At 62.6% G+C, this 20,080-nt stretch carries 16 protein-coding genes and 9 pseudogenes; 15 read left to right on the top strand and 10 right to left on the bottom strand.

Annotated features, from left to right (window positions below):
- Nucleotides 1-42: 42 nt before the first annotated feature.
- Nucleotides 43-246 (bottom strand): annotated as a pseudogene (locus tag XH83_RS39780) (DNA ligase); the annotation flags it as partial.
- Between the two features lie 106 nt (nt 247-352).
- Nucleotides 353-1,255 carry a LysR family transcriptional regulator gene (locus XH83_RS26990; protein ID WP_194403710.1) on the bottom strand — a complete coding sequence of 301 codons (903 nt, stop codon included), beginning with the start codon at nt 1,253-1,255 and terminating at the stop codon, nt 353-355.
- 103 nt (nt 1,256-1,358) lie between these two features.
- Between XH83_RS26990 and XH83_RS39620 the strand changes: the two genes are divergently transcribed.
- The 6 genes from XH83_RS39620 to yghU all read left to right on the top strand — a co-directional run bounded on the left by XH83_RS39620 (nt 1,359) and on the right by yghU (nt 5,596).
- The gene (locus tag XH83_RS39620; RefSeq protein WP_210346985.1) at nt 1,359-1,553 is read left to right on the top strand and encodes a hypothetical protein; all 195 of its coding nucleotides are present in this window, start codon (nt 1,359-1,361) and stop codon (nt 1,551-1,553) included.
- Nucleotides 1,554-1,858: 305 nt separating this feature from the next.
- Nucleotides 1,859-2,215 carry a hypothetical protein gene (locus XH83_RS39625; RefSeq protein ID WP_210346986.1) on the top strand — a complete coding sequence of 119 codons (357 nt, stop codon included), beginning with the start codon at nt 1,859-1,861 and terminating at the stop codon, nt 2,213-2,215.
- Between the two features lie 150 nt (nt 2,216-2,365).
- On the top strand, nt 2,366-3,469 hold the full coding sequence (locus tag XH83_RS27000; protein ID WP_194403711.1) for an alkene reductase: 1,104 nt from the start codon (nt 2,366-2,368) through the stop codon (nt 3,467-3,469).
- A 63-nt stretch (nt 3,470-3,532) separates the two neighbouring features.
- Nucleotides 3,533-3,871 (top strand): carboxymuconolactone decarboxylase family protein, encoded by a 339-nt coding sequence (locus XH83_RS27005; protein ID WP_194403712.1) that lies wholly within the window; start codon nt 3,533-3,535, stop codon nt 3,869-3,871.
- 64 nt (nt 3,872-3,935) lie between these two features.
- Nucleotides 3,936-4,544 carry a glutathione transferase GstA gene (gstA, locus tag XH83_RS27010; protein WP_194403713.1) on the top strand — a complete coding sequence of 203 codons (609 nt, stop codon included), beginning with the start codon at nt 3,936-3,938 and terminating at the stop codon, nt 4,542-4,544.
- Between the two features lie 140 nt (nt 4,545-4,684).
- Nucleotides 4,685-5,596: a glutathione-dependent disulfide-bond oxidoreductase gene (gene yghU, locus XH83_RS27015; protein ID WP_194403714.1), complete on the top strand. Its 912-nt coding sequence runs from the start codon at nt 4,685-4,687 to the stop codon at nt 5,594-5,596.
- Here yghU and XH83_RS27020 read toward each other — a convergent pair.
- A pseudogene (locus XH83_RS27020) lies at nt 5,570-6,137 on the bottom strand (LysR substrate-binding domain-containing protein); the annotation flags it as partial. The gene yghU and the pseudogene XH83_RS27020 overlap by 27 nt on opposite strands.
- Nucleotides 6,138-7,219: 1,082 nt before the next feature.
- Here XH83_RS27020 and XH83_RS27025 point away from each other — a divergent pair.
- A pseudogene (locus XH83_RS27025) lies at nt 7,220-7,558 on the top strand (transposase); the annotation flags it as partial.
- Between the two features lie 1,010 nt (nt 7,559-8,568).
- On the opposite strand, the pseudogene XH83_RS27030 reads toward XH83_RS27025, so the two are convergent.
- The 5 genes and pseudogenes from XH83_RS27030 to XH83_RS27050 form a co-directional block, all read right to left on the bottom strand.
- A pseudogene (locus tag XH83_RS27030) lies at nt 8,569-9,436 on the bottom strand (DUF305 domain-containing protein); the annotation flags it as partial.
- A 26-nt stretch (nt 9,437-9,462) separates the two neighbouring features.
- Nucleotides 9,463-9,642 (bottom strand): CsbD family protein, encoded by a 180-nt coding sequence (locus XH83_RS27035; protein WP_194403715.1) that lies wholly within the window; start codon nt 9,640-9,642, stop codon nt 9,463-9,465.
- Between the two features lie 141 nt (nt 9,643-9,783).
- Nucleotides 9,784-11,388 (bottom strand): annotated as a pseudogene (locus XH83_RS27040) (alpha-amylase family glycosyl hydrolase).
- Nucleotides 11,369-11,938 (bottom strand): hypothetical protein, encoded by a 570-nt coding sequence (locus tag XH83_RS27045; RefSeq protein ID WP_194403716.1) that lies wholly within the window; start codon nt 11,936-11,938, stop codon nt 11,369-11,371. Before XH83_RS27045 ends, XH83_RS27040 begins: the two are co-directional and overlap by 20 nt.
- A 12-nt stretch (nt 11,939-11,950) precedes the next feature.
- Nucleotides 11,951-13,126, bottom strand: a complete 1,176-nt coding sequence (locus XH83_RS27050; protein WP_194403717.1) for a zinc-dependent alcohol dehydrogenase — start codon at nt 13,124-13,126, stop codon at nt 11,951-11,953.
- A gap of 153 nt (nt 13,127-13,279) precedes the next feature.
- On the opposite strand from XH83_RS27050, the pseudogene XH83_RS27055 reads away from it, so the two are divergent.
- From XH83_RS27055 to XH83_RS27080, 7 genes and pseudogenes are all read left to right on the top strand, one after another.
- Nucleotides 13,280-14,060 (top strand): annotated as a pseudogene (locus XH83_RS27055) (SDR family NAD(P)-dependent oxidoreductase).
- A gap of 532 nt (nt 14,061-14,592) precedes the next feature.
- Entirely contained in the window at nt 14,593-14,793 is a 201-nt protein-coding gene (locus tag XH83_RS27060; RefSeq protein ID WP_246776331.1) for a hypothetical protein, read from the top strand.
- Nucleotides 14,794-15,069, top strand: a complete 276-nt coding sequence (locus XH83_RS27065; protein WP_194403719.1) for a helix-hairpin-helix domain-containing protein — start codon at nt 14,794-14,796, stop codon at nt 15,067-15,069.
- The gene (locus XH83_RS27070; RefSeq protein ID WP_371746156.1) at nt 15,066-15,242 is read left to right on the top strand and encodes a hypothetical protein; all 177 of its coding nucleotides are present in this window, start codon (nt 15,066-15,068) and stop codon (nt 15,240-15,242) included. Before XH83_RS27065 ends, XH83_RS27070 begins: the two co-directional genes overlap by 4 nt.
- Nucleotides 15,242-15,451: a hypothetical protein gene (locus tag XH83_RS40420; RefSeq protein ID WP_371746157.1), complete on the top strand. Its 210-nt coding sequence runs from the start codon at nt 15,242-15,244 to the stop codon at nt 15,449-15,451. The genes XH83_RS27070 and XH83_RS40420 overlap by 1 nt, the downstream gene beginning before the upstream one ends.
- Before the next feature lie 362 nt (nt 15,452-15,813).
- A pseudogene (locus tag XH83_RS39785) lies at nt 15,814-16,008 on the top strand (DNA ligase); the annotation flags it as partial.
- 2 nt (nt 16,009-16,010) lie between these two features.
- Nucleotides 16,011-16,846 (top strand): annotated as a pseudogene (locus tag XH83_RS27080) (xanthine dehydrogenase family protein molybdopterin-binding subunit); the annotation flags it as partial.
- Nucleotides 16,847-17,023: 177 nt separating this feature from the next.
- On the opposite strand, the pseudogene XH83_RS27085 reads toward XH83_RS27080, so the two are convergent.
- Nucleotides 17,024-17,656: pseudogene (locus XH83_RS27085) on the bottom strand (IS5 family transposase); the annotation flags it as partial.
- A 427-nt stretch (nt 17,657-18,083) separates the two neighbouring features.
- On the opposite strand from XH83_RS27085, the gene XH83_RS40425 reads away from it, so the two are divergent.
- The gene (locus XH83_RS40425; RefSeq protein WP_371746158.1) at nt 18,084-18,539 is read left to right on the top strand and encodes a hypothetical protein; all 456 of its coding nucleotides are present in this window, start codon (nt 18,084-18,086) and stop codon (nt 18,537-18,539) included.
- Between the two features lie 288 nt (nt 18,540-18,827).
- Here XH83_RS40425 and XH83_RS27090 read toward each other — a convergent pair whose 3' ends face one another.
- Nucleotides 18,828-19,241, bottom strand: coding sequence for an RNA polymerase sigma factor region1.1 domain-containing protein (locus tag XH83_RS27090; RefSeq protein WP_194403720.1), 414 nt, complete (start codon nt 19,239-19,241; stop codon nt 18,828-18,830).
- Nucleotides 19,242-20,080: the final 839 nt, after the last annotated feature.

Below are 20,080 nucleotides of genomic sequence, written 5' to 3' on the forward strand. Positions count from 1 at the left end.
ATGTCCGCATGGTGCGTGGAAGCCGATATTAGTGAGGCCATCAATAGGCTGTTCAGACCCCTTGAAGAACCGGTGCCGGACCTTCCCCTCCGCCGACTTCGCGCGGTACTCGATCTCCGCGCGCAGCTTCGGTTCGACCCAGACGCCCTTATGGGCGATCCGCTTAGCGTAGGGCTGCGTCTTCCGGACGAGCGGCTCCAGCCGTCTCCGGAGTTCCGCGGTCGAAGCCTTGTCAAAGCCGTGGTCCGACCCGCTGCTCCGCGACGACCGATACGGTCACTTCGAATTCGTGCCGCTTGGTCGTGTTGTAGGCCTTACCGACGGACTTGGCGATGCCGGGGGTGATGTTCCTTCAACCTTCCCGCAACGTAATTTTTAGCGATTCCATCATGAACTTCACGAACACGGACACCTTCGGCAGCGGGAAATTGCTGCGTGGCCACAGCAGGCGGAGCGCCCGGTTGTTTCTCTTGGCTCCAGACAGCACCTCGCGGAGCGTGCCGGACCGGATGCGGTCGGCGACGGCGAAATAAGGCACGGAAGCGATTCCATGACCCGCCTCCGCCAGTCGGATTAGCGGCTCCAGCGAGGTGGCCGCGATCGCCACCGGCAGGACCGTGCCTTCGGGAATCGCGGGCCCCCAATCGGCGAGCTTTCCGGTCTCGTAGAAGCGGTGGTGCAGCAGCCGGTGTTTCGCGAGATCGCAAGCCCTTCGGGGCACTCCCGCTCGGTCGAGATAGCCGGGCGAGGCGACCATCCGCGACGAGAAGTCTCCGAGCTTCACGTGCATCAGGCGGCTGTCGCTCACCTCGCCGGATCGGATGACGGCGTCGAAGCCGTCGTCGATTACGTCGACGAGACGGTCGTCGTAGTCGAGGTCGAGTTCGATCTCCGGATATTTCGACACGAACTCCCCGAACAGCGGCGTCAGCAGGTCGCCGGCGAAGGGAACGCCCACGCGGAGCCGTCCCTGCGGACTTGCCGTCGTCTGCGCCAGTTCAGCCTCTGCCGCCTCGAGTTCGCCGAGCACGCGCCGGCAGCGCTCTAGAAAGATCTCGCCTTCCCGGGTCAGCGCGATCGCCCGGGTCGAACGATGGAAGAGCCGCGCCCCCAGTTGATCCTCGAGCTTCGCGATCGTCTTTCCGATCGCGGAAGAGGACAGCGCCAACTGCTGGCCCGCCAGCTTGAAGCTCCGCAGTTCGGCGGCCTGCACGAACGCCGACATGGCGCTCACGCTCTCCGTTCGGATGCCCATGAAATCCCTTTCGTCCGCAATGTTCAGAATAGCGGGCCCATTTATCTAGCGACGAAGGTCTTCTAGACAAGACAGCGAGAGCCATCACTTCGCGGGATCCCGCGTGTCCGTTGACGACCTGTTCGAACCGCTCGAACTTCTACACGGCCCGGCGATGAGGAACCGCATCATGCTGGCGCCCCTCACCAACCAGCAGAGCGAGACGGACGGTGTCGCGTCGGAATTCGACCTGGAGTGGATCCGCCAGCTTTCGTCGGGTGGATACGGATTAATCCAGACCTGCGCGACCACCGTCTAAGCGGGCGGTATCGCGTTTGCCCGGCAGTTGGGCATCCATCATGACGTCCATCTGCCGGGCCTGACGGAGATGACGACGGCGATCCGCGAAGGCGGTGGCTGTCCGCGGTGCAACTTCGTCACGCCGGTCATCGCGCCAATCCGCTGGGAGTCCGGAGAACCGAGCCCGCCTTACCATCGAGGTGATCGAAGGTATACCGGGCGTGCGGTCCCGATTTCCAGATCGGCTGGCGGCTGTCGATCGAACGCTACGGGCTGCGTCTCGAGGAGCTGCGCGAGGTCACCGCGGGCATTCTCGGTCGCGCGATGATCCACTATCTGGATCTGGCCCTCTGGGATTCCGCGCAGGTGGTCCGCGATGGGACCTTCCGGGGAAAAACCATGCTCGGCGTGTTCGCGGACCTGCCGCGAAAAGGCGTGCGCTTGGGTGTCGCCGGCAAGATCATGGGAGCTCAACGTGCCGCTGAGCTTCTGGACGAGGGATGCGACTTCGTGCTGGTCGGTAGGGCCAGCATCCTCCGACGCGACTTTCCGCGCCGGGTATTCGAGGACGCGCAGTACGAGAGCCCCGAGTTGCCGGTGACGGCGCAATACCTGCGGTCCGGTGGACTGAGCGAGCGCTTCATCGATCACATGCGGGGCTGGCCCCCCGGGGGCCTGTGATCTCGTCACGCGGCGAACGGTGAAGCTGACGGACTTCCGAGCATCGACGAATGATAAAATCGTTTTGCTCCGCAATGTTCGGAATAGCGGCCCATTTATCTTCTGGTCGGCCGCCATTATCGAACCGAGACACCTGACGAAGGAGAGTTCATGTCGTCCCTTTTTGACCCCATCCGGCTCGGCGCCCTGACCGCCCCCAACCGCATCGTCATGGCTCCGCTGACCCGCAGCCGCGCCACCCGCGACCACGTCGCAACCGAGATGATGGCCGGCTACTACGCGCAGCGCGCCTCCGCCGGACTCATCATCAGCGAGGCGACCGGCGTCTCGCGCCAGGGCAACGGCTTCACCTACACGCCGGGCCTGTGGTCCCGGCAGCAGGTGGATGCCTGGAAGCCCGTCACCCGCGCAGTGCACAACGCGGGCGGACTGATCGTCGCGCAGCTCGGTCACACCGGCCGCGCCGGACATCCGTCCGTCATTGGCGAGCAGCCGGTGTCGTCCAGCGAGACCGTCTCGCCGGTCGACGCGTGGACCTATGACGGACCGAAGCCCTCGGTGCAGGCCCGCGCGCTGACGATGAAGGAGATCGCCGGCATCGTCGCCGACTTCGCGCGCGCCGCGCACAACGCGATGGCGGCCGGGTTCGACGGGGTGCAGATCCACGCCGCGAACGGGATGCTGATCGACCAGTTCCTGCGCAATAGCGCCAATCTGCGTACCGACGAATACGGCGGCAGCATCGAGAACCGCGTGCGCCTGCTGGACGAGGTGACCCGTGCGGTCGCCGGCGCGATCGGGGCCGACCGTACCTCGGTCCGTCTGTCCCCCAACGGCGAGGTCTGGGGCGTCGACGATAGCGATCCGACTCCCCTGTTCGTCGCGGCGGCGAAGACGTTGAGCGCCATCGGCATCGCGTTCCTGGAATTGAAGGAGGCCAACCCCGACGGAACGTTCGTCTCGAGCGACGTGCCCCATCAGTCGCCGATGATGCGGCCGCACTTCAAGGGGCCGCTGATCCTCAACAGCGACTACGACATCGATCGCGCCCAAGCCGATCTCGACGGCGGCGCAGCCGACGCGATCAGCTTCGGTCGGGCTTTCCTCGCCAATCCGGATCTGGTTGAGCGCCTGCGCCTCGGCGCGCCGCTGAACGACGCCCAGAGGGAAACCTTCTACAGCCAGGGCGCGGAAGGGTACTCCGACTACCCCACGCTGGCGGAGTTCGAAGCAGTCGCCAGGCCGGCCGCATAGGGCCCGCCAACTATCTACCCGCGTCGACCCGCCGCCTCCATGCGGCCCACCAAGGAGTTTCGAATGGACTGGAATGCGAATCGTGATCATCTGATGACCAACGTCGGCAAGCTGCAGCAGCTTTCGCCCGACACCCTAAAGGGCTACCTGACCGCCTCCGGCGCCGGCCGCAAGACCGCGCATCTGGATGAGAAGACACGCCAGCTCATCTCGCTCGCGGTCGCGGTGACCACGCGCTGCGACGGCTGCATCTCGATCCACAGCAACGAGGCCCTAAAGGCGGGCGCCACGCGCGAGCAGCTTGCCGAGGCGCTCGGCGTCGCCGTCGCCATGAACGCGGGCGCAGCCCTCGTCTATTCGACGCGCGCGCTGGAAGCGTTCGACGAAGCCACGGGATCGTAGCCGAAGTCGATCCGCGGGGCGCCCTGCCGTGGCGTCCTTTCTCTTCTCTTCAACGGAGGTTCGCATGAAACTGTACTATTCCGCCGGCTCCTGCGGGCTCGCCTCGCAAATCGCGTTGCGCGAAGCCGGGCAGCGGTTCGACCTGGTCGCGGTCGACTTCAGGACGAAGACGACGTCCGAAGGCGACTATCTTCAGGTGACGCCGAAGGGCTTCGTGCCGGCGCTGAAGCTCGACGACGGCGACGTCATCACGGAAGGCGCGGTCATCCTGCAGTGGATCGCCGACAGGGATCCGGACGCCGGGCTCCTGCCGCCCTTCGGCACCCGCCAGCGTTACGAAGCCCTGGAATGGCTGAACTTCGTCGCGACCGACCTGCACAAGAACTTTGCGGTCATGTTCTCGCCGGTCCTGGATGCGGACTCGAAGGCGAGGTTCGCCGAGAAGAACCTGATCGGAAAGTTCCAATACGTGGACCGGCATCTGTCGACGCGTGACTACGTCCTCGGCGGGAAGTTCTGCGTCGCCGACGGCTACCTCTACAACGTGCTCTGCTGGCCGGGCCGCGTGAACCTCGACGCGACCGGCTACGCATCGATCCGGAACTTCATGGCCCGCATGGAGCAAAGGCCCAGCGTACGCGCATCCTTGAAGGCGGAGGGATTGCTGTCGTGATCGAGCTCCTGTGCGCTATCAGACACGCTGTCTGTCATACGGTTCAGACGTTGAAAGAGAAGTTTTCCGGTGCCGAGGCTCCAGGATTCGCCGACGTGCATTCACCTTCTCGATGTCCCTATTCCGACGCGGAGTGACCCATGAACGATCCTCTCCACAACCAGCCATCCGGTTATGTCCCGCCCAAGGTATGGACCCAGCAGAAGGTCTACGGCGGTGTGTTCGGAAGTTCGAACCGGCCCGTATCGGGCGCCACTTTCGGGAGGGATCTGCCGGTCGGCAGGCATCCACTGCAGCTCTATTCGCAGGGGACGCCCAACGGCCAGAAGGTCACAATCATGCTCGAGGAACTGCTGGCGGCCGGGCATTCGGACGCCGAATACGACGCCTGGCTGATCGACATCTTCAAGGGCGATCAGTTCGGAAGCGGCTTCGTAGAGGTCAACCCGAATTCGAAGATTCCCGCGCTCGTCGACCGCTCGACGGATCCCCCCGTCCGCGTGTTCGAGAGTGGATCGATCCTCGTCCACCTGGCGGAGCGGTTCGGCGCGTTCCTGCCGACCGAACGCCGCTCGCGGACCGAAACCTTCAACTGGCTGATGTGGCAGATGGGAACGGCGCCGTTCGTCGGGGGCGGCCTGGGACACTTCTACGCCTATGCGCCGCTCAAGATCGAATATGCGATCGACCGCTACGCCATGGAAGTGAAGCGTCAGTTGCACGTTCTGGACACGCATCTCGCGAAGCATGAATTCCTGGCCGGCGACCGCTACACGATCGCGGACATCGCGGTCTGGCCGTGGCATCCCGGCAGTCTCTACGGCGTCTACAACGCGCATGAATTCCTCCAGATAGAGGAATACCCACACCTGCTGCGCTGGTACCGGTCCATCGCCGAACGTCCCGCGGTGGCGCGCGGCCGCATCGTCAACCGCGCCGGCGGTGAACCGGGCGAATTCCTGCGAGAGCGGCACGACGCTTGCGACTTCGACAAAACGGCGGGCCTGCTGGCGGATGTGGATGGTTCAGTTCAGCAGTCTGTTCGCCCGTAGGCGCGCAACGGCGATGTCGGTGAGGGCACGTACCTTCGCTGGTGCGTGGCGCCCCTCCGGATAGATGACGTAGATCGGAAGCGGAGCCTCTTCGAACTCTCCGAGCACGATCTGCAGGGCTCCATCGACCAGAGCCTGGCCGACCTGGTAGTGCAGCACACGGGTCAGAGCCCATCCCGATGTCGCGGTCGTAATCGCCGCTTCGTTGGTATTGGAAGCGCCATTCCGGCGAAGCCCATGCACTCGTCGATTCGACGATCCGATGTGCCTTCAGATCGCCCGGCGACGTAGGTATGCCGTGCATTTGGAAGTACGACGGTGCACCGCAGACCACCCGACGAACGGAGCCCACCTTGGTCGCAACGAAGCCGGAGTCGGCCAGATCTCCGATGCGGAGGGCGACGTCGATGCCTTCCTCGATGATGTTTACGGACCTGTCGACGAAGAACGTCCGCGCCGACATCGCCGGATGGACGTCGAGATATTCGGTTACGATGGGCAGTACAAACAGCTGAGCGAACAGGGCCGGTGCGGTTGCCGAAGAATTTTATCACCTACGGACTCCTCGGCATCAACCCAAAGAACATGTGGGACTCTCCGCACTGGAAGCCAGGCTATCGGGTGATGGCTTCCGGTTGTCTTGGCGCATCGTGGATCAAGCTTCCTGACTCGGCGCGCGACTTGGCGCGTCGATTTTGGCCGGCCGACAAGCCTGTCTATTGGTTTCCGAGCTGGGAGATGCGCAGGGCATTGTGGAGTATTGTGGTAGATCCCAAGGACCCCGTGCTGTTCGAAAGGAAACGGTTTCGGACCATGTGCAGGACCTAGACGGCGCGAGTGTTGCTCAAGGTTTGCCCCGACACCAACCAGGAGGTGTCATATTTTTTAAGCGCAATGTTGCGGGCGATGTTTACTCAGCGCGGATAGATCGATCAGTGAACCGGCTGAGAGCCGACGGGCAACTTTCGTGCGAGATCAAGCGAAGCCCGAGCGGCCTCGGATCGATGCAGAGACAAGGCCTGAATTGCGCGGGTTCGCCTATTGCAACGACACGGTGTTCAAGGTCGAAGAGATGCGGGGCGGCTTCTATGGAACGCTACCTTGCGAAATCAACGGCAAGGACATCAACGAGGAACTTCAATCGTGGCTCGAAGGTCCGGACTTGGTCTTTGAGCGTGACGAAATTATCGTTCTTCCGCGCAGGTATCAGATTGGAAACATCCTGGGGGGTATAGGTCTTCTGCGGCTCTCGCACAGCACGTCTGCCTTGGGTCAAAGGCTGCCTTGGCCAGCTTGAATGGCCCTGTGCGGGTCACCAGCAGGAAGCGGACCTCGCCGAGCACTGAGCCATCGTCAGCCACGGGCCAGAAGCGGTCATTCTGGCACGCCAGCCGTTCGATACGCCTGGCCCAACTTTTCAATATGTTCGAGCCGACGAAATGGAGTCCGTTTTGCAACGTCGGCGATGTGAAAAGTGGGATCGACTTTCCGAAGCGCATCGCACGCACGACGGGCCTCGGCGACGTGACCTGCCATAGCGAGATTCGCAATGAGCGTTCGCTGCCCGCCCGGGAAATTCGGCTGTCTTTGAGTCGCAAGCGTGGCCCAAGACATCCCCTCTTGCTCGCTGTCCATATCGTCATGGACAACTACGCCACCCACAAGACACCCAAGATCAAAGCGTGGCTCGCTCGCCGGCCGCACTATCATGTCCACTTCGCGCCGACTTCCGCGTCATGGATCAATCAGATCGAGCGCTGGTTCGCTGAGCTCACCAGAAAGCAAATCCAGCGAGGTGTTCACACCTCCGTCAGGCAACTCGAGGCCGACATCCGTACCTTCATCGAACTGCACAACAATAACCCGAAGCCCTTCAAATGGACCAAGTCCGCAGACCAGATCTTGGCTTCCGTCAAACGCTTCTGCCACAAAGCCCAGCAGACTTTATGTGGCGAACTTTAGATTCACGTGACTAGGTTTCTCCGGCCTGCGCCTCCAGGTCGCCTATCGGGCTCAAAGTGGACTTGTTGATCCCGATGATCCGGGCCGCCTCGCTGATCGAAATCAGCTCTAAAGGCGCTGCATCAGGGGGTCGTTGCATCAGATTTGACCCCCGCAAGGAGCGCGTGTATGGCGGTATTTTTGGTTACTTGGGATTTGAACAAGAAAAGATCGAACTACGATGAAGCCCGACAGAAGCTGATTGCTCAATTGTCGAGATATTTGATTTCGCTGCGCTTGAGCGGCGCTATCCATGGCTCGCAACGGCGCACTTGATCGGGGCTCTCATCGTCACCACGAGCTTGTGTGCAATTGGTTTGTACAGCGATTCGCTTTTTGTGTTTATGCTCGGCTTTCCGGTCCTAGCGAGTTGCGCGCCGGCGGCGGCGAGAAGGGTCGGTTTCACCACGTTGGGCTGGCAACGCCTCGGCCTTTTCGGACTCGCTATGACCGTCCTGCTACTCGCCCTCAGATGGGGCTCCTTAGTGACCTCTAGACGCCTGGGACAAAAGCCGGCCTTCAATATCAACTTGACCAGCGGCACCGTTCAAAGCATTCACGTGCGGTCGGGTGAGCGAGGGGTGCTCTTCTTTGTGCCTTCCACAAAGAAGTTTCACTTTGCAAAATGGGAATGTTAAAAATCTCGAGTGGGATGGCAGCTAGAGTCCGATAACAGCCTTTAGCGGACTCCAGGATCATGCGGCGCGCTGGCGGGACGACCGCGCGCGGCTCGGCCGCTTTCTTGCAGCTGCTCGAACTCAGATCGGCGTTTTCTTGCGATGACGAGCTCGCGCTCTTAGCACGCCAGATGACCGCTCGAGCTCGCTGCCGCGATTGTACCCTTGCGTGATCGATAGATCGCTGTGTGTCGCAGCGTCACGGATCATGTCCGGATCGGCGCCGGCGTCGAAGCTTTCGCTGATACCCCCGTGGCGGCTATGCATGTTGCAAACGTCGTCCGGGACGCCTTCGGCCCTCGAACTCGCCAAAACGCTGCGCAAGAAGTAGCCGGGCATTGCGGCGCGTTCTTCCGTGCTGCAATCGGGCATCTCCGTGTCGAACCAGCTCAGCCACCAATTCTCGAAGATCCTGCTCTCGCCGGCCTGGCTCGCGACCATCAGCATCGCGAGCTTGCGCAGGGGTCCTGAGCCTGTTCGGCGGCGATCCGCGCCAGCTCGATGCCTTGGGCGTGATGCGCCGTCATGTGCCTGATGTAGCTCTGGTCCGCGTCCCTGTCGCGGCCCATCCACGGGACTTCGTAGCCGTGGCTGCCGAACAACGCGGTTGCGCCGAGCAGCGCGACCATGGCGAGCGCGCCCATGGTCCAGGCATTGGTGAAGCGAATGTCGCGCGCCGGCACCTGGCCGCGCTGCCAGCGCAGCCGGGCGAACAGCGGGTACATCAAAGCCGAGCAACCATGGACCAGCAGTCCGATCCAGTAGGGCTGCTGCAGCGTGAACAGCGGCTGCCAGAACGGAAACAGCGGCACCAGCCCGAACCATCCGTCGCTGAGGTGAACGCCGCCCACGGCAGCGCCAGCAGCAGGATCGTGAGCGGCCGTAGGTCCGCGGTCCACCGCCCGAGCACGCCAAAGAACACCAGCGCCCAAGAAAAATCCGCCCATTGGTGGAAGGCGATGCCGGCAAGGATCGCGCTCCATGACGGCTCCGCGCTGAGCGCCCCGTCGCGCAGCGGGATGGCGGCGACCGTCATCCAGTCGACCGCGGCATCGCGGCCGATGCGGGCGGCGAACAGCTGGCTGACCAGGGTCGAGAACGTGCTGCTGATCAGGCCGAGCTCGGCGGCGGCGAGCCAGCGCAAACGTCGCTGCTGCTCCATGAACCGCAACGGTCGCGGCTCCGCGTTCACGTCAGCTGCTTGAGCTTCTTCAGGGGATTGAGTTCGCTCGGCTTGTCCTGTTCGTCGCGGCCACGCTCGGCTTCCGCCTTGCCGTCATCGTGGAGATCCTGGTCGCCGATGATCTCGCCGACGGCCTGCCTGGTCTTGCCGACGATGCGCTGCCGAAGGCCCTTCGGCCTGGTCATGGCCTGCCTCCAAACTTGCGCCGCCAACCCCGGCGCCTGAAGGGGGCGAGCGCCGGGGCGGTGCGGTTTAGCAGTCCGCCTCCGGCAGGGGGGTGACGGAGGCGTTGATCAGACGCGCTGATGCGCGGATGGTTCCTGCCGTTACCGCGCTTCAATCGCGATGATCACGCCTTCATTGCCGCGGAGCAGGATGGATGCATCCGGCAATGGCTCGAGCGGTCGGTCCAGGTGCGTCGACATCATCAGACGGCCCCTTCCTTGCCAGTGGTATTTCCGCGGTTCGGCAGCGATGTTAAGCGCGATCAGGAATCCGTCGGCACCGTCGGTCCGTCCAAAGGCGAGCACGTCGTTCTGCGAACGCAGCGGTTCGTAACCGCCCCGGCGCAGGCACGCGTGCTCGCGCCGCAGCACCGTCAGCGCGCGAAACAGCGCCAGCATCGAACGCTCGTCGCGTTGCTACGCGGCGACTTTGGCGGCGCCATCCGGACTCTCCAACGGCAGCCACGGCTCGCCATTGGTGAAGCCGCCGTCGGGATTGTCGTCCCAGCGCATCGGCGCGCGCTCGGGATCGCGGCACAGGCCGAATCCGGGCACGAGCTTCTCGAAGGGGTCGCGCACGCAGTCGGACGGAATCGGAACGCGCTTGCGGCCGATCTCGTCGCCCATGAAAAAGAACGGCGTGCCCCGTAGTGTCATCAGCAGCATCGCCAGCACGCGCATCTGCGCCTCGCCGATCTTGCTCGCGATCCGCTGCTTGTCGTGGCCGCCGATCACCCAGACCGGCCAGCCATGGTCCGGGATCGCGTTGAAGTAAGCATCGATCGCTGCTTGCAGCGATAGCGCGTTCCAGGGCGTATCGAGCAGCGCGAAATTGAGTGGCAGATGCAGGCGCGGCTTGCCGTTGCCGTAGAAATGGCCGATGCGGTCGGTCTTGCCCTGGACCTCGCCGCAGAGCATGCGCCCCGGATAGGTGTCGGTCACCTCGCGGATGAACTCGATGCAATCCATCGTCTCCGGCCGGTCGTCGGTGAAGACGGGTGTCTGACGCTGCGGCGGCGGCTTGCCCTCGGCCTGCGGGTTCGGCGGATTGTCGCGCATGAGCGCGTCCTTGATCAGGACCGCGCTGGCATCGACGCGAAAGCCGTCCACGCCGCGGTCGAGCCAGAACCGCATAACGTCGGCGATCGCATCGCGCAGTTGCGGGTTGCGCCAGTTCAGGTCGGGCTGCTCGACCAGGAAGGAGTGATAATAATATTGCCGCCGCGCCTCGCACCATTCCCAGCCGCTGCCGCCGAAACGACTGAGCCAGTTGTTGGGCGGCCCGCCATTCTCGGCCGCATCGGCCCAGATGTACCAAGCGGCCTTGGCGCTATGGCGCGAGCTCGAACTCTCGACGAACCAGGAATGATCATTGGCGGTGTGATTTGGGACGAGGTCGAGGATGAGGCGGATGTTTGCGCCGTGCAGCGCCTTGAGCAGCTGGTCGAACTCCTCCAGGCTGCCGAAAGTAGGATCGACCGAGCAATAATCGGAAATGTCGTAGCCGAGGTCGCGGAACGGGCTCTTGTAGATCGGCGTCAGCCAGACCGCGTCGACGCCGAGCCATTTTAGATAGTCGATGCGCGACATCAGTCCGGCGAGGTCGCCCTTGCCGTCGCCGTTGGAGTCCTGGAAGGAGATCAGTGCGATCTCGTAGATGACGGCGGATTCCCACCACTTTGCTTTGTCAGGGGGCTCGACGCTCATCACCTTGCTTGACCTCGTTCTGCCCGGCGTGAGCCGCGATCTGCCTCGCCCCGGTCCGGACGCTCTCGATGCCCTTGGGGAAACCGCTGCGGTTCGGATAGAGCTTGCGGCGTGCATCGCGCGCCGGGCGCCGCGGCTTGGTCCCCTGCGCGGTCCGGTAGTCGAGCATGGCGATGCCGCCGACCATCAGCAGCGCCAGTGCGATATTGCCCTTCTTGGGATTGTCCGGCGTCAGCCCCGACAGCAGCGCCGCGGCATCGAGGCCGTCGCCGCCGACGCGGGCCCACAGGCCGGCATTCTTCTCGACCGACAGCGTCATGATTCCGGCCATGATCTCGCGGATGCCGAAGGACCGCACCAGCGTCTCATGGCCTTCCATGCCCAGCGTTTCCGTGACGCGCCGCGGCGCGAACAATTCGACGACTCCGAGGCCGATGCTGAACCAGCCGAGCGCCCGGGCGAGCTGGTCCACCGGCTGCTTGAGGCTCGCGCCGCCTTCGACGATCTTCGGATCGCCCTTGGTGCGTACGATGTTGGAGAAATGAAACATAGGCTTGCTCCCTTAGGGTTTCAGCACGACCTTGACGCAGGAATCGCGCTTGTCGCGAAACACCTGATACATCTCCGGTCCCTGTTCGAGCGGGACGGTGTGGGTGATGACGAAGGACGGATCGATCTCGCCGTCCTCGATGCGGCGAAGCAGATCGTCGGTCCAGCGGTTGACGTGGGTCTGCCCGGTGCGCATCGTCAGGCCCTTGTTCATGAAAGCGCCTATTGGCAGCATGTCGGACATTCCGCTGTAGACGCCCGGCACCGAGATGATGCCGCCGGGACGGCAGACATAGATCATCTCGCGCAGCACGTGGGGCCGGTCGCTCTCCGCCATCACCATCTGCTTGGCCCGGTCGAGCAGGGTGTCGGGCAGCGAGGCCATCACATGCGATTCCATGCCGACGCAATCGATGCATTTCTCCGGGCCCTTGCCGTCGGTCAGCTCCTGCAGCCGCTCCAGCACGCTCTCGGTCTCGAAGTTGATCGTGGTGGCGCCGCCGGCTTCCGCCATGCTGAGGCGTTCGGGCAGGCAGTCGATCGCGATCACCTGATTGGCGCCGAGCAGGATGGCGCTGCGGATCGCCATCTGGCCAACCGGGCCGCAGCCCCAGATCGCGACCGTGTCGGTCGGCTCGATGTCGCATTGCGCGGCAGCCTGCCAGCCGGTCGGGAAGATGTCGCTGAGGAACAAGAGTTGCTCGTCGGGGATGCCTGCGGGCACCTTGATGTGGGTGGCGTCGGCATAGGGCACGCGCAGATATTCGGCCTGGCCGCCGGGATAGCCGCCGGTCAAATGCGTGTAGCCGAACAGGCCGGCGGTGGCGTGCCCGAATACCTTGTCGGCGAGATGGCGCTTGCGGTTGGTGGTCTCACATACGGAAAAATTGCCGCGCTTGCACTGCTCGCATTCGCCGCAGATGATCGTGAAGGGCACGACGATGCGGTCGCCCCTCTTCAGCTTGCCGTCGATGCCGGACCCGACCTCGACCACTTCGCCCATGGTCTCGTGGCCCATGATGTCGCCCGGCAGCATGCCCGGAATGAAGTTGTGAAACAGATGCAGGTCGGAGCCGCAGATGGCGCAGCTCGTGACTTTGATGATTGCGTCGCGTGGGTCCTGGATCTCAGGGTCGGTGACGGTGTCGCAGCGAATGTCCTCCTTGCCGTGCCAAACCAGCGCCTTCATCTTTCGTCCTTTCGGCTGAACCAGTGGGCACTTAAGTCGAGAAATCAACGATGGTTGCTAAGCGACGTGCGTTTCTTCGCGAGCGCACCCGGATAGGAACGAGATGGCCAGGGAGTGATTGGGCGTTATCATGTCACCTCAAGGACATCTGCCATGCCCACTAATAAACTCGCCGTCGTCACCGGGGCCTCCACGGGCATCGGCCTGGAACTTGCACGATGCTGCGCCCAGGCAGGATTCAATCTCGTCATCGCCGCGGATGAGCCGCAGGTCGAACGCGTGGCCGTTGATCTGCGCCGGCTCGGCGTCAACGTGGAGCCGGTCGAGGCCGATCTGTCCACCACCGAAGGGGTCGACAAGCTCTGCGCCGCGATCGGCGACCGTCCGATCGACGCGCTGCTCGCCAATGCCGGAATCGGCCGGCAAGGCGTTCCTCGATCAGGACTTCACCCGGGTGAAGCACTTAATCGACACCAACATCACCGGCACGCTCTATCTGCTCCATCGCGCGGGGAACGAGATGCTCCGCCGGAATGCCGGCCGCATCCTGATCACGGGCTCGATCGCCGGCTTCACGCCGGGCAGCTTCCAGGCGGCCTATAACGGCAGCAAGGCGTTCCTGGACTCGTTCTCGTTCGCGCTACGCGAGGAATTGCGCGACAGCGGCGTCACCGTCACCTGCCTGATGCCGGGCGCAACCGACACCGAGTTCTTCCGCCGCGCCGGCATGATGGACACCAAGGTCGGCACCGAGAAGAAAGACGGCGCCTACGACGTCGCCAAGGCCGGCTTCGACGCCATGCTGCGTGGGGAGGCCGACATCGTGACCGGGCTGAAGAACAAGATCCAGACCACGGTCGCCAACGTCACGCCGAACGAGATGCTGGCCAAGCAGCATCGCAAGATGGCCGAGCCGGGCACTGCGAAAACGTGAAAATGGTCTCGCCAGCCGCGGATGCGGCGCGGCCCGCTCTCTTGGGTCCGCCATGGGAGAACGCGGATTTACCTATTCTAACGCACCGAAGCCCCAAAGCCGTCAAATTATCTAGGCGAGACATAGGGGCTTAGATCGTGATGGAACGCGTCGAACAGATGCTTGTCGCAACCGACTTCACGGGTTCCCGCCTGACGTTGGCGGATAGAAATAGGACGCTCGAATTCGTGGAACGATCGGCATATTGGGGCCCCGGCTGCAGAGCCGGTGCCTTGGTACGCTTCCACTCATCGAAGGGGTGGTCCGACGACCGGGGGGCCAACTTCCATTACCGCTTTCTAGCCTAGCGCCAGTCCGGCGTCGCTTCGGATGCCTGAGTACTTCGAACGCAGCCGACCCAGCCCTTCACCTTCGAAGGCGAAGAACTAACGGTGGTCGTCTGCGTTTTACACACATGTCAGACGCATTTGACTACTTTCGCGCCTATGCCGTCCGAGCTCTCTGCAAAGCGAGATCCATGCCGCGGGGCAAGATGAAGCATCTGCAACTGGTGGCTGGCCGGATCTACAATCTCCTCAAGAAGGAGGCGGCTTACAGCCCGAACACGCAGCACCTCGAGGATTTTCGCGCGGCCCGGAAGCTGGAGAGCTCTCTCGATGGCCAGTCAAGCGACCGCCCCGGCGGTCGCCTTACTCCGGCGGCGCCGCGAAGTTCGGACCGGGAGGCTGGCTGAATGCCTTCGCTCGACGCGCGCTGTGTGGCAAGTCTTCTGCGAGAGTACGCGCAGCGCACCGCCTTGCGTGGCGGCAATCCCTACCGGGCGAAAGCCTACTCTCGGGCCGCCGACAGCCTGGCGGCCCTAGTGCTCATCGCCGAAGACCGGCTTACGGAGATCCCGGGGGTCGGCGACGCGATAGCCGACATCATCACCAAGCTTCAAAAAGCGGGCAGTCATCCCAGCCTCTCGACTGGCGCTGGCACAAGGAGGCCCTCGATTTCGGTTGCATGATGAGCATCAATCCGGACGCGCACTCGATCCCCGAACTCGACCACATGCACTGGGGCGTCCTGATGGCCCGCAAGGGCGGTGTCCCTGCCGACCGCGTCCTGAACGTGATGACGCTTGCGGAAATCACGCGTTACCTTCGCCAGAAGCGGCGCTCGCTCCCCCGCGCCGCCTGATGCAGCAGAAGCAAATTTTCTCGCTGCAGGGAAGGGTGGCGGCGGTCGCTGCCGACCACGGGCACCACTTCAGCAAACCAACTCAAGAGCGCATAATCCTGGTGGAAGGCCACGGCGTCGAAGGCGACGCCCACGCCGGCCCGTTCGTCCGGCACCGCTATTTGGCACGCCCCGGCCCCGCTTGCCCAATCTCCGGCAGGTTCACCTGATCCCATCCGAACTGTTCCCGTCTCTGCTCGAAGCTGGTTTCGACGTCGGCCCGGGCGACTTCGGCGAGAACGTCACCACCGCCGGATTGGACCTCGAACGGATGCCGCTCGCGACCCTGATCGAGCTCGGGCCGTCCGCGGTCGTCGAGCTGACGGGCTCCGGACGCCCTGCGTCCTTGTCGATCGCTTCCGAGCCGGCCTCAAGCGGCAGGTGCTCTCGTCGGCGGAAACGGGCCCCCATTCAAATCAGGGGTGCTGGGCGTGGTCCGAGCCGGGGGACCGGTGTGGGCGGCGACAGCGCGCGGGTTCGCCTTCCATCCTCCTCGTTTCGGCTTTTGCCGGCCCTGTAGAGAGCCCCTGCCATGGCCCGAAAATCGACCCTGCCTCGTCGCCTGCGGCCCATGCTGGCCACGCTGACCGATTCACCATTCGACGACCCCGACTGGATCTTCGAGGATAAGTTCGATGGTTTTCGCATGGTCGCGGAGATCCGGCGTGGTCGCGTCGCGCTCTACAGCCGTAATGGGAAGATCATCAGCCACTCCTACGTCGAGGTCGAGTATCCTGCGCGGCTTCGGATATCGGCACCGGCACCTACACCATCGTGGCGCAGGTGGCTGCCGATTCGCTGGGGCTGCCCATGGACAACATCACGGTCAAGCTCGCCGACTCCAGCCTGCCGCAAGCTCCCGTCGAGGGCGGCTCCTGGATGGCTGCATCGAGCGCGCACGCCGTGCTGGCAGCGGCCGAGGACATTCGCCAGGAGCTCGCGCATCTTGCCGGCGCAATGCCGGGCTCTCCGCTCGCCGGCCTGCACTCCGCCGATATGGTCCTCGGTGGGGGCATGATCGCCCATAGCGTTGACGAAGGCCGCACGGTCTCGATCGCCGACGCAATGCGATCCGGCTCGCTGGAGCGGATCGAGAAGGAAAAGCTCAACCATTTCCCGGAGGACAAGGCCCACGCGCGCAACACCCATTCCGCCGTCTTCGCCGAGGTCAAGGTCGACGAGGAGCTCGGCGTCGTCCGTGTCACGCGGGTGGTGAACGCTGTCGCCGCCGGTCGCATCCTCAACACCAAGACCGGCCGTAGCCAAATCATGGGCGGCGTGGTCTGGGGTATAGGAATGGCCCTGCACGAAGAAACCGTGATGGATCACCGCTTCGGGCGGATCATGAACGCCAATATTGCCGAGTACCATATCCCGGTGAATGCCGACATCCACGACATCGACGTGATCTGCGTGGAGGAGCAAGACGAGCGTATCAACAAGCTCGGGGCCTCGGCGAGATCGGGGTCGTCGGCGTCTCCGCGGCAATCGCGAATGCGGTCTATCACGCAACCGGTACACGCGTGCGGCGCTTCCCGATCACATTGGACAAGCTCCTCACCTGAGAATATGACGATGAAGCCTTTTTGAGGTTACGATTCCGCCCGATCCGAACGATGATGTCGCCCGGCAGCCGCGGGCCTCAGTCCGAACGGGTCGCCACAACTCCTCTCCAGCAATGAGCTTCGGCACTGCCAATTAGCGCTCGGCAAAATTGGCGGACAAATTGCGAGCTGGAGCTACTAGGGCGCAGATTCATTGAGGCGCAGCCAAAGCCTGATTGACGCGAATTGAACGAATGCGAGGTAGTTGGCGGCGAGCCTATCGTAGCGCGTCGCCACACGACGACAGTGTTTGATCCTGTTGAAGAACGTCTCGACGTGGTTGCGGGCACGATAGACATAGGGGCTGAAGCAGATCGGATCGCGGCGATTGCTTTTCGGCGGCATGTTCGCCCATGCGCCCTTCTTCATGGCAAGCTCCCTGATCCAGTCGGCGTCATAGGTCGGCAAGCAGCATTGACCCGGGTTTCAGAAGAAACAGCAATTTTTTTCGGCGAGTCGAACGTCATGGGCTTCACCGGGGCTCAGCGCCAGCCGTACCGGCAGACCATTGTCATCGACCACCGCATGGATTTTGCTCGTCAAGCCGCCGCGGGACCTTCCCATCGATTGACGTTGGTTCCTTGTGATGCAGGCTCCGTGCTGATGCACGCGGACAATGGCGGCATCACGCGCAGTGGAAAGCGCTTCTAGATGCGGCCCCAAACACCGGCCCCGCCGCCACTTGACGAAGCGATTGTAGCAAGTGGTGTATCGGCCAAACACCGTCGGCGGATCACGCCAGGGTGCTCCTGTTCGGAGGACCCAGAAGACGGCGTGAACTGCCCGATAACCTTTTTGCCATCCAGTTTTCGGCGTGCTTCTCTCTCGCCCAGCTACGCAGCCTGCGGCTGAGCGCCGGCTGAAACCTGCTCGCGATCGCTTCGGTGGCTGAGCAATCACAGGGTGCGTACATTATCGTACAAAGTCCTGCCCGTGCGTTCATCGATCGCGCCGCATTGCGAGTTGATCAAAATGATCCGGGACGGATGAGACTTGGAGCTCGCTCAAGTCGCCTCGAACTGGCCTGATCGAGACTGCGAGATTGTACAAGATCCAGTGGCCTCCAGCCGGAGCTGCGTCAGAACACCGCGCCTCAGCTGGCTGATCGTAATCCCTGGACCGAGCGACGGAGGACCAAATGAGATGACTCGGGACGTATTGCGACATCGCTACGCTGCTGATAGGCGCGGGACTCTTTATGTCTCCCTGGGTTCTCGGCTTTGGGGCCGTAGTGCCAAATCTGCCTACCCAGACCGCGGTTGTTTTTGGCGCGATTATTGCTGTCTCCTCGATTGCGACCCTCATCGCTTTCGAGACGTGGGAGTTGTACATCGTCGCTGTGTTCGCAGCAGGCTCAATCACATCCCCCTGGATGTTTGGCATTGCCGATCGCGTGGCAACTGCGATGCTCGTCGTTGCCGGTCTTACGGCGCTCGCAACAAGCATCACGCACACTCTTCTGCTGCGGCGGCTTGTGAGGACGACCGCAGACCGACAAGCGTCGCGGATAGTCCGAGATGACTTGCGGTCCTCGAATCCGTCTAACCAGAGCGTGCGACGCGTGCCTGGCGAGAAAGAACCTGATCGACGTTACCGAGGCGCGAGCCCCCGTACGGAACTCGGGAAAACAGTTCATTTCGTCGGTAATAGGTAAACGCGCGAGAAGAATGCCGCTTTGGGCTAGGCGAGCATCCCGAACTCCGAGACAGAACATCCGCCAGCGAGATCAACATGGTCATCCGTGAAAATGGGCGAATAATGTCGAGACGATTGTCGTCGCTTTAAGGTTTATAGAATGCGAGCAACCCGCCAAAGGCCCTGTTCCCCCCGAGCAAGATGCCCGAGCATCCCCCTCATCATAGAATTCAGGCCCGGGTCATCATTGCTCCGAGATCTATCGGCAATAGATCGCGCGGCCGGATGACCTCAACCACCGCTCGCGTTACCAATTCCAGGCTGCAGCCGCGACCATGAAGGCGCCACAGCTGACAGCTCCAGCCAGTATTACGGCAATGTTGGCTTGCCAATCAGTCGCGAGATCGGGGACGATTGGACTTCCGGCAAGTGAATGGTGGGCCGGCGCAGGACCACCTTGAGCAGGCATGTTTGCCAATGCCGTTGCATTGTCAAGATCGGGCGGCATTGGCTCGTGCAATGATCGGGCAGGTTCAAATGGAGGATCGAGCTCGACGGGTAACCCGAGCTCCTCCAGGCGCGATACGACGCTTGCCACTTGCTCCTCGGTCATCTCCCCAACAGGCAGAACCGCTTTCAGGTCCTTGTCCGTGACAAACCCTTTGCGGCGCCCCAGCGCGACGAGGCGCGGCAACCCGACGTAGCTTACCGAAGGCGCCATCAGAGACTCCGTTCATAGAGAAAATTGATTGTCGGAAACGGCCAGAATACGAGACAGGTCCTTTGAGATCTTTGAAACGTCCAAAGCCGTGTCTAGGTTCGGGAACGTTTGCCTTGCAGCACTCATCCTTTGTACGCCACCGCTCATTCTTCACTCCTTCATGCCGGATTCAACGAGTCACCCGTTACACCGGATAGCTTGTGAAGAACCTGGCAATCATCGCGATCTGCATCATGAACCAGAATTTCGGCATTGACGGTCCAAGCTTGACGCCGAAGATGGGCCGGAAAGTCGCAAACTGCGCGATCGTCGGTACATGCCGACCTGCCAAGTGTTGAGCGAGAGCGTGTCTGCCTTCACCGAAACCCGATCTCGCGCGTGCGCTTTTCCCCTTGTGCCTAGCACGGGTGCGTCGCCGCGGTGGGCAGATTGACTAGTGCCAGCGTGTGCACGACGTGCACTCTGAGGCTCTTGGCCACCGAGAGCTTGCGGAAGAAGCGTCAGCCGTGTCGCAGATCCCGAGGATACTCGACGCGTGCACCTCAAGCTGACCAGGAGAGGCGAGCAGAAGGTTGAGAACTCTCAAAGAAGAGCCTTGAGGAGCTTCGCCGCGCCGCGGGGTCCGCTGCAGCCATTTCGAGACCGGCCAGTTCCACTTCAAAAGCATGAGGTTCCGCAAGATCTCGGCTGTTCAGCCTCCGGTACTAGGCGATCGAGGAAAGCTCGTGACCGGATTCTTAAAATGAAATGCCGGCTTTCCCCTATTCCATGGCGCACCTCATCCGGAAGTCTACCGGACGCAGGCGGGGCCTAGCCGAAGCGGGGCCCCGCGCGTACTT

The sequence above is a fragment of the Bradyrhizobium sp. CCBAU 53351 genome (assembly GCF_015291745.1).
In the GTDB taxonomy this organism is placed as follows: Bacteria; Pseudomonadota; Alphaproteobacteria; order Rhizobiales; family Xanthobacteraceae; genus Bradyrhizobium.

Bases quoted from the DNA above. Each gene is read 5' to 3' on its own strand.
- gstA (WP_194403713.1), top strand. From the start codon at position 3,936: ATGAAACTGTACTATTCCGCCGGCTCCTGCGGGCTCGCCTCGCAAATC.
- XH83_RS27035 (WP_194403715.1), bottom strand. From the start codon at position 9,642: ATGACCAGGCCGAAGGGCCTTCGGCAGCGCATCGTCGGCAAGACCAGG.
- XH83_RS27060 (WP_246776331.1), top strand. From the start codon at position 14,593: ATGAAGCATCTGCAACTGGTGGCTGGCCGGATCTACAATCTCCTCAAG.
- XH83_RS27000 (WP_194403711.1), top strand. From the start codon at position 2,366: ATGTCGTCCCTTTTTGACCCCATCCGGCTCGGCGCCCTGACCGCCCCC.
- XH83_RS27050 (WP_194403717.1), bottom strand. From the start codon at position 13,126: ATGAAGGCGCTGGTTTGGCACGGCAAGGAGGACATTCGCTGCGACACC.
- XH83_RS27005 (WP_194403712.1), top strand. From the start codon at position 3,533: ATGGACTGGAATGCGAATCGTGATCATCTGATGACCAACGTCGGCAAG.
- XH83_RS27070 (WP_371746156.1), top strand. From the start codon at position 15,066: ATGATGAGCATCAATCCGGACGCGCACTCGATCCCCGAACTCGACCAC.
- XH83_RS26990 (WP_194403710.1), bottom strand. From the start codon at position 1,255: ATGGGCATCCGAACGGAGAGCGTGAGCGCCATGTCGGCGTTCGTGCAG.
- XH83_RS27045 (WP_194403716.1), bottom strand. From the start codon at position 11,938: ATGTTTCATTTCTCCAACATCGTACGCACCAAGGGCGATCCGAAGATC.
- yghU (WP_194403714.1), top strand. From the start codon at position 4,685: ATGAACGATCCTCTCCACAACCAGCCATCCGGTTATGTCCCGCCCAAG.
- XH83_RS27090 (WP_194403720.1), bottom strand. From the start codon at position 19,241: ATGGCGCCTTCGGTAAGCTACGTCGGGTTGCCGCGCCTCGTCGCGCTG.
- XH83_RS39625 (WP_210346986.1), top strand. From the start codon at position 1,859: ATGATCCACTATCTGGATCTGGCCCTCTGGGATTCCGCGCAGGTGGTC.
- XH83_RS27065 (WP_194403719.1), top strand. From the start codon at position 14,794: ATGCCTTCGCTCGACGCGCGCTGTGTGGCAAGTCTTCTGCGAGAGTAC.
- XH83_RS40420 (WP_371746157.1), top strand. From the start codon at position 15,242: ATGCAGCAGAAGCAAATTTTCTCGCTGCAGGGAAGGGTGGCGGCGGTC.
- XH83_RS40425 (WP_371746158.1), top strand. From the start codon at position 18,084: ATGTCTCCCTGGGTTCTCGGCTTTGGGGCCGTAGTGCCAAATCTGCCT.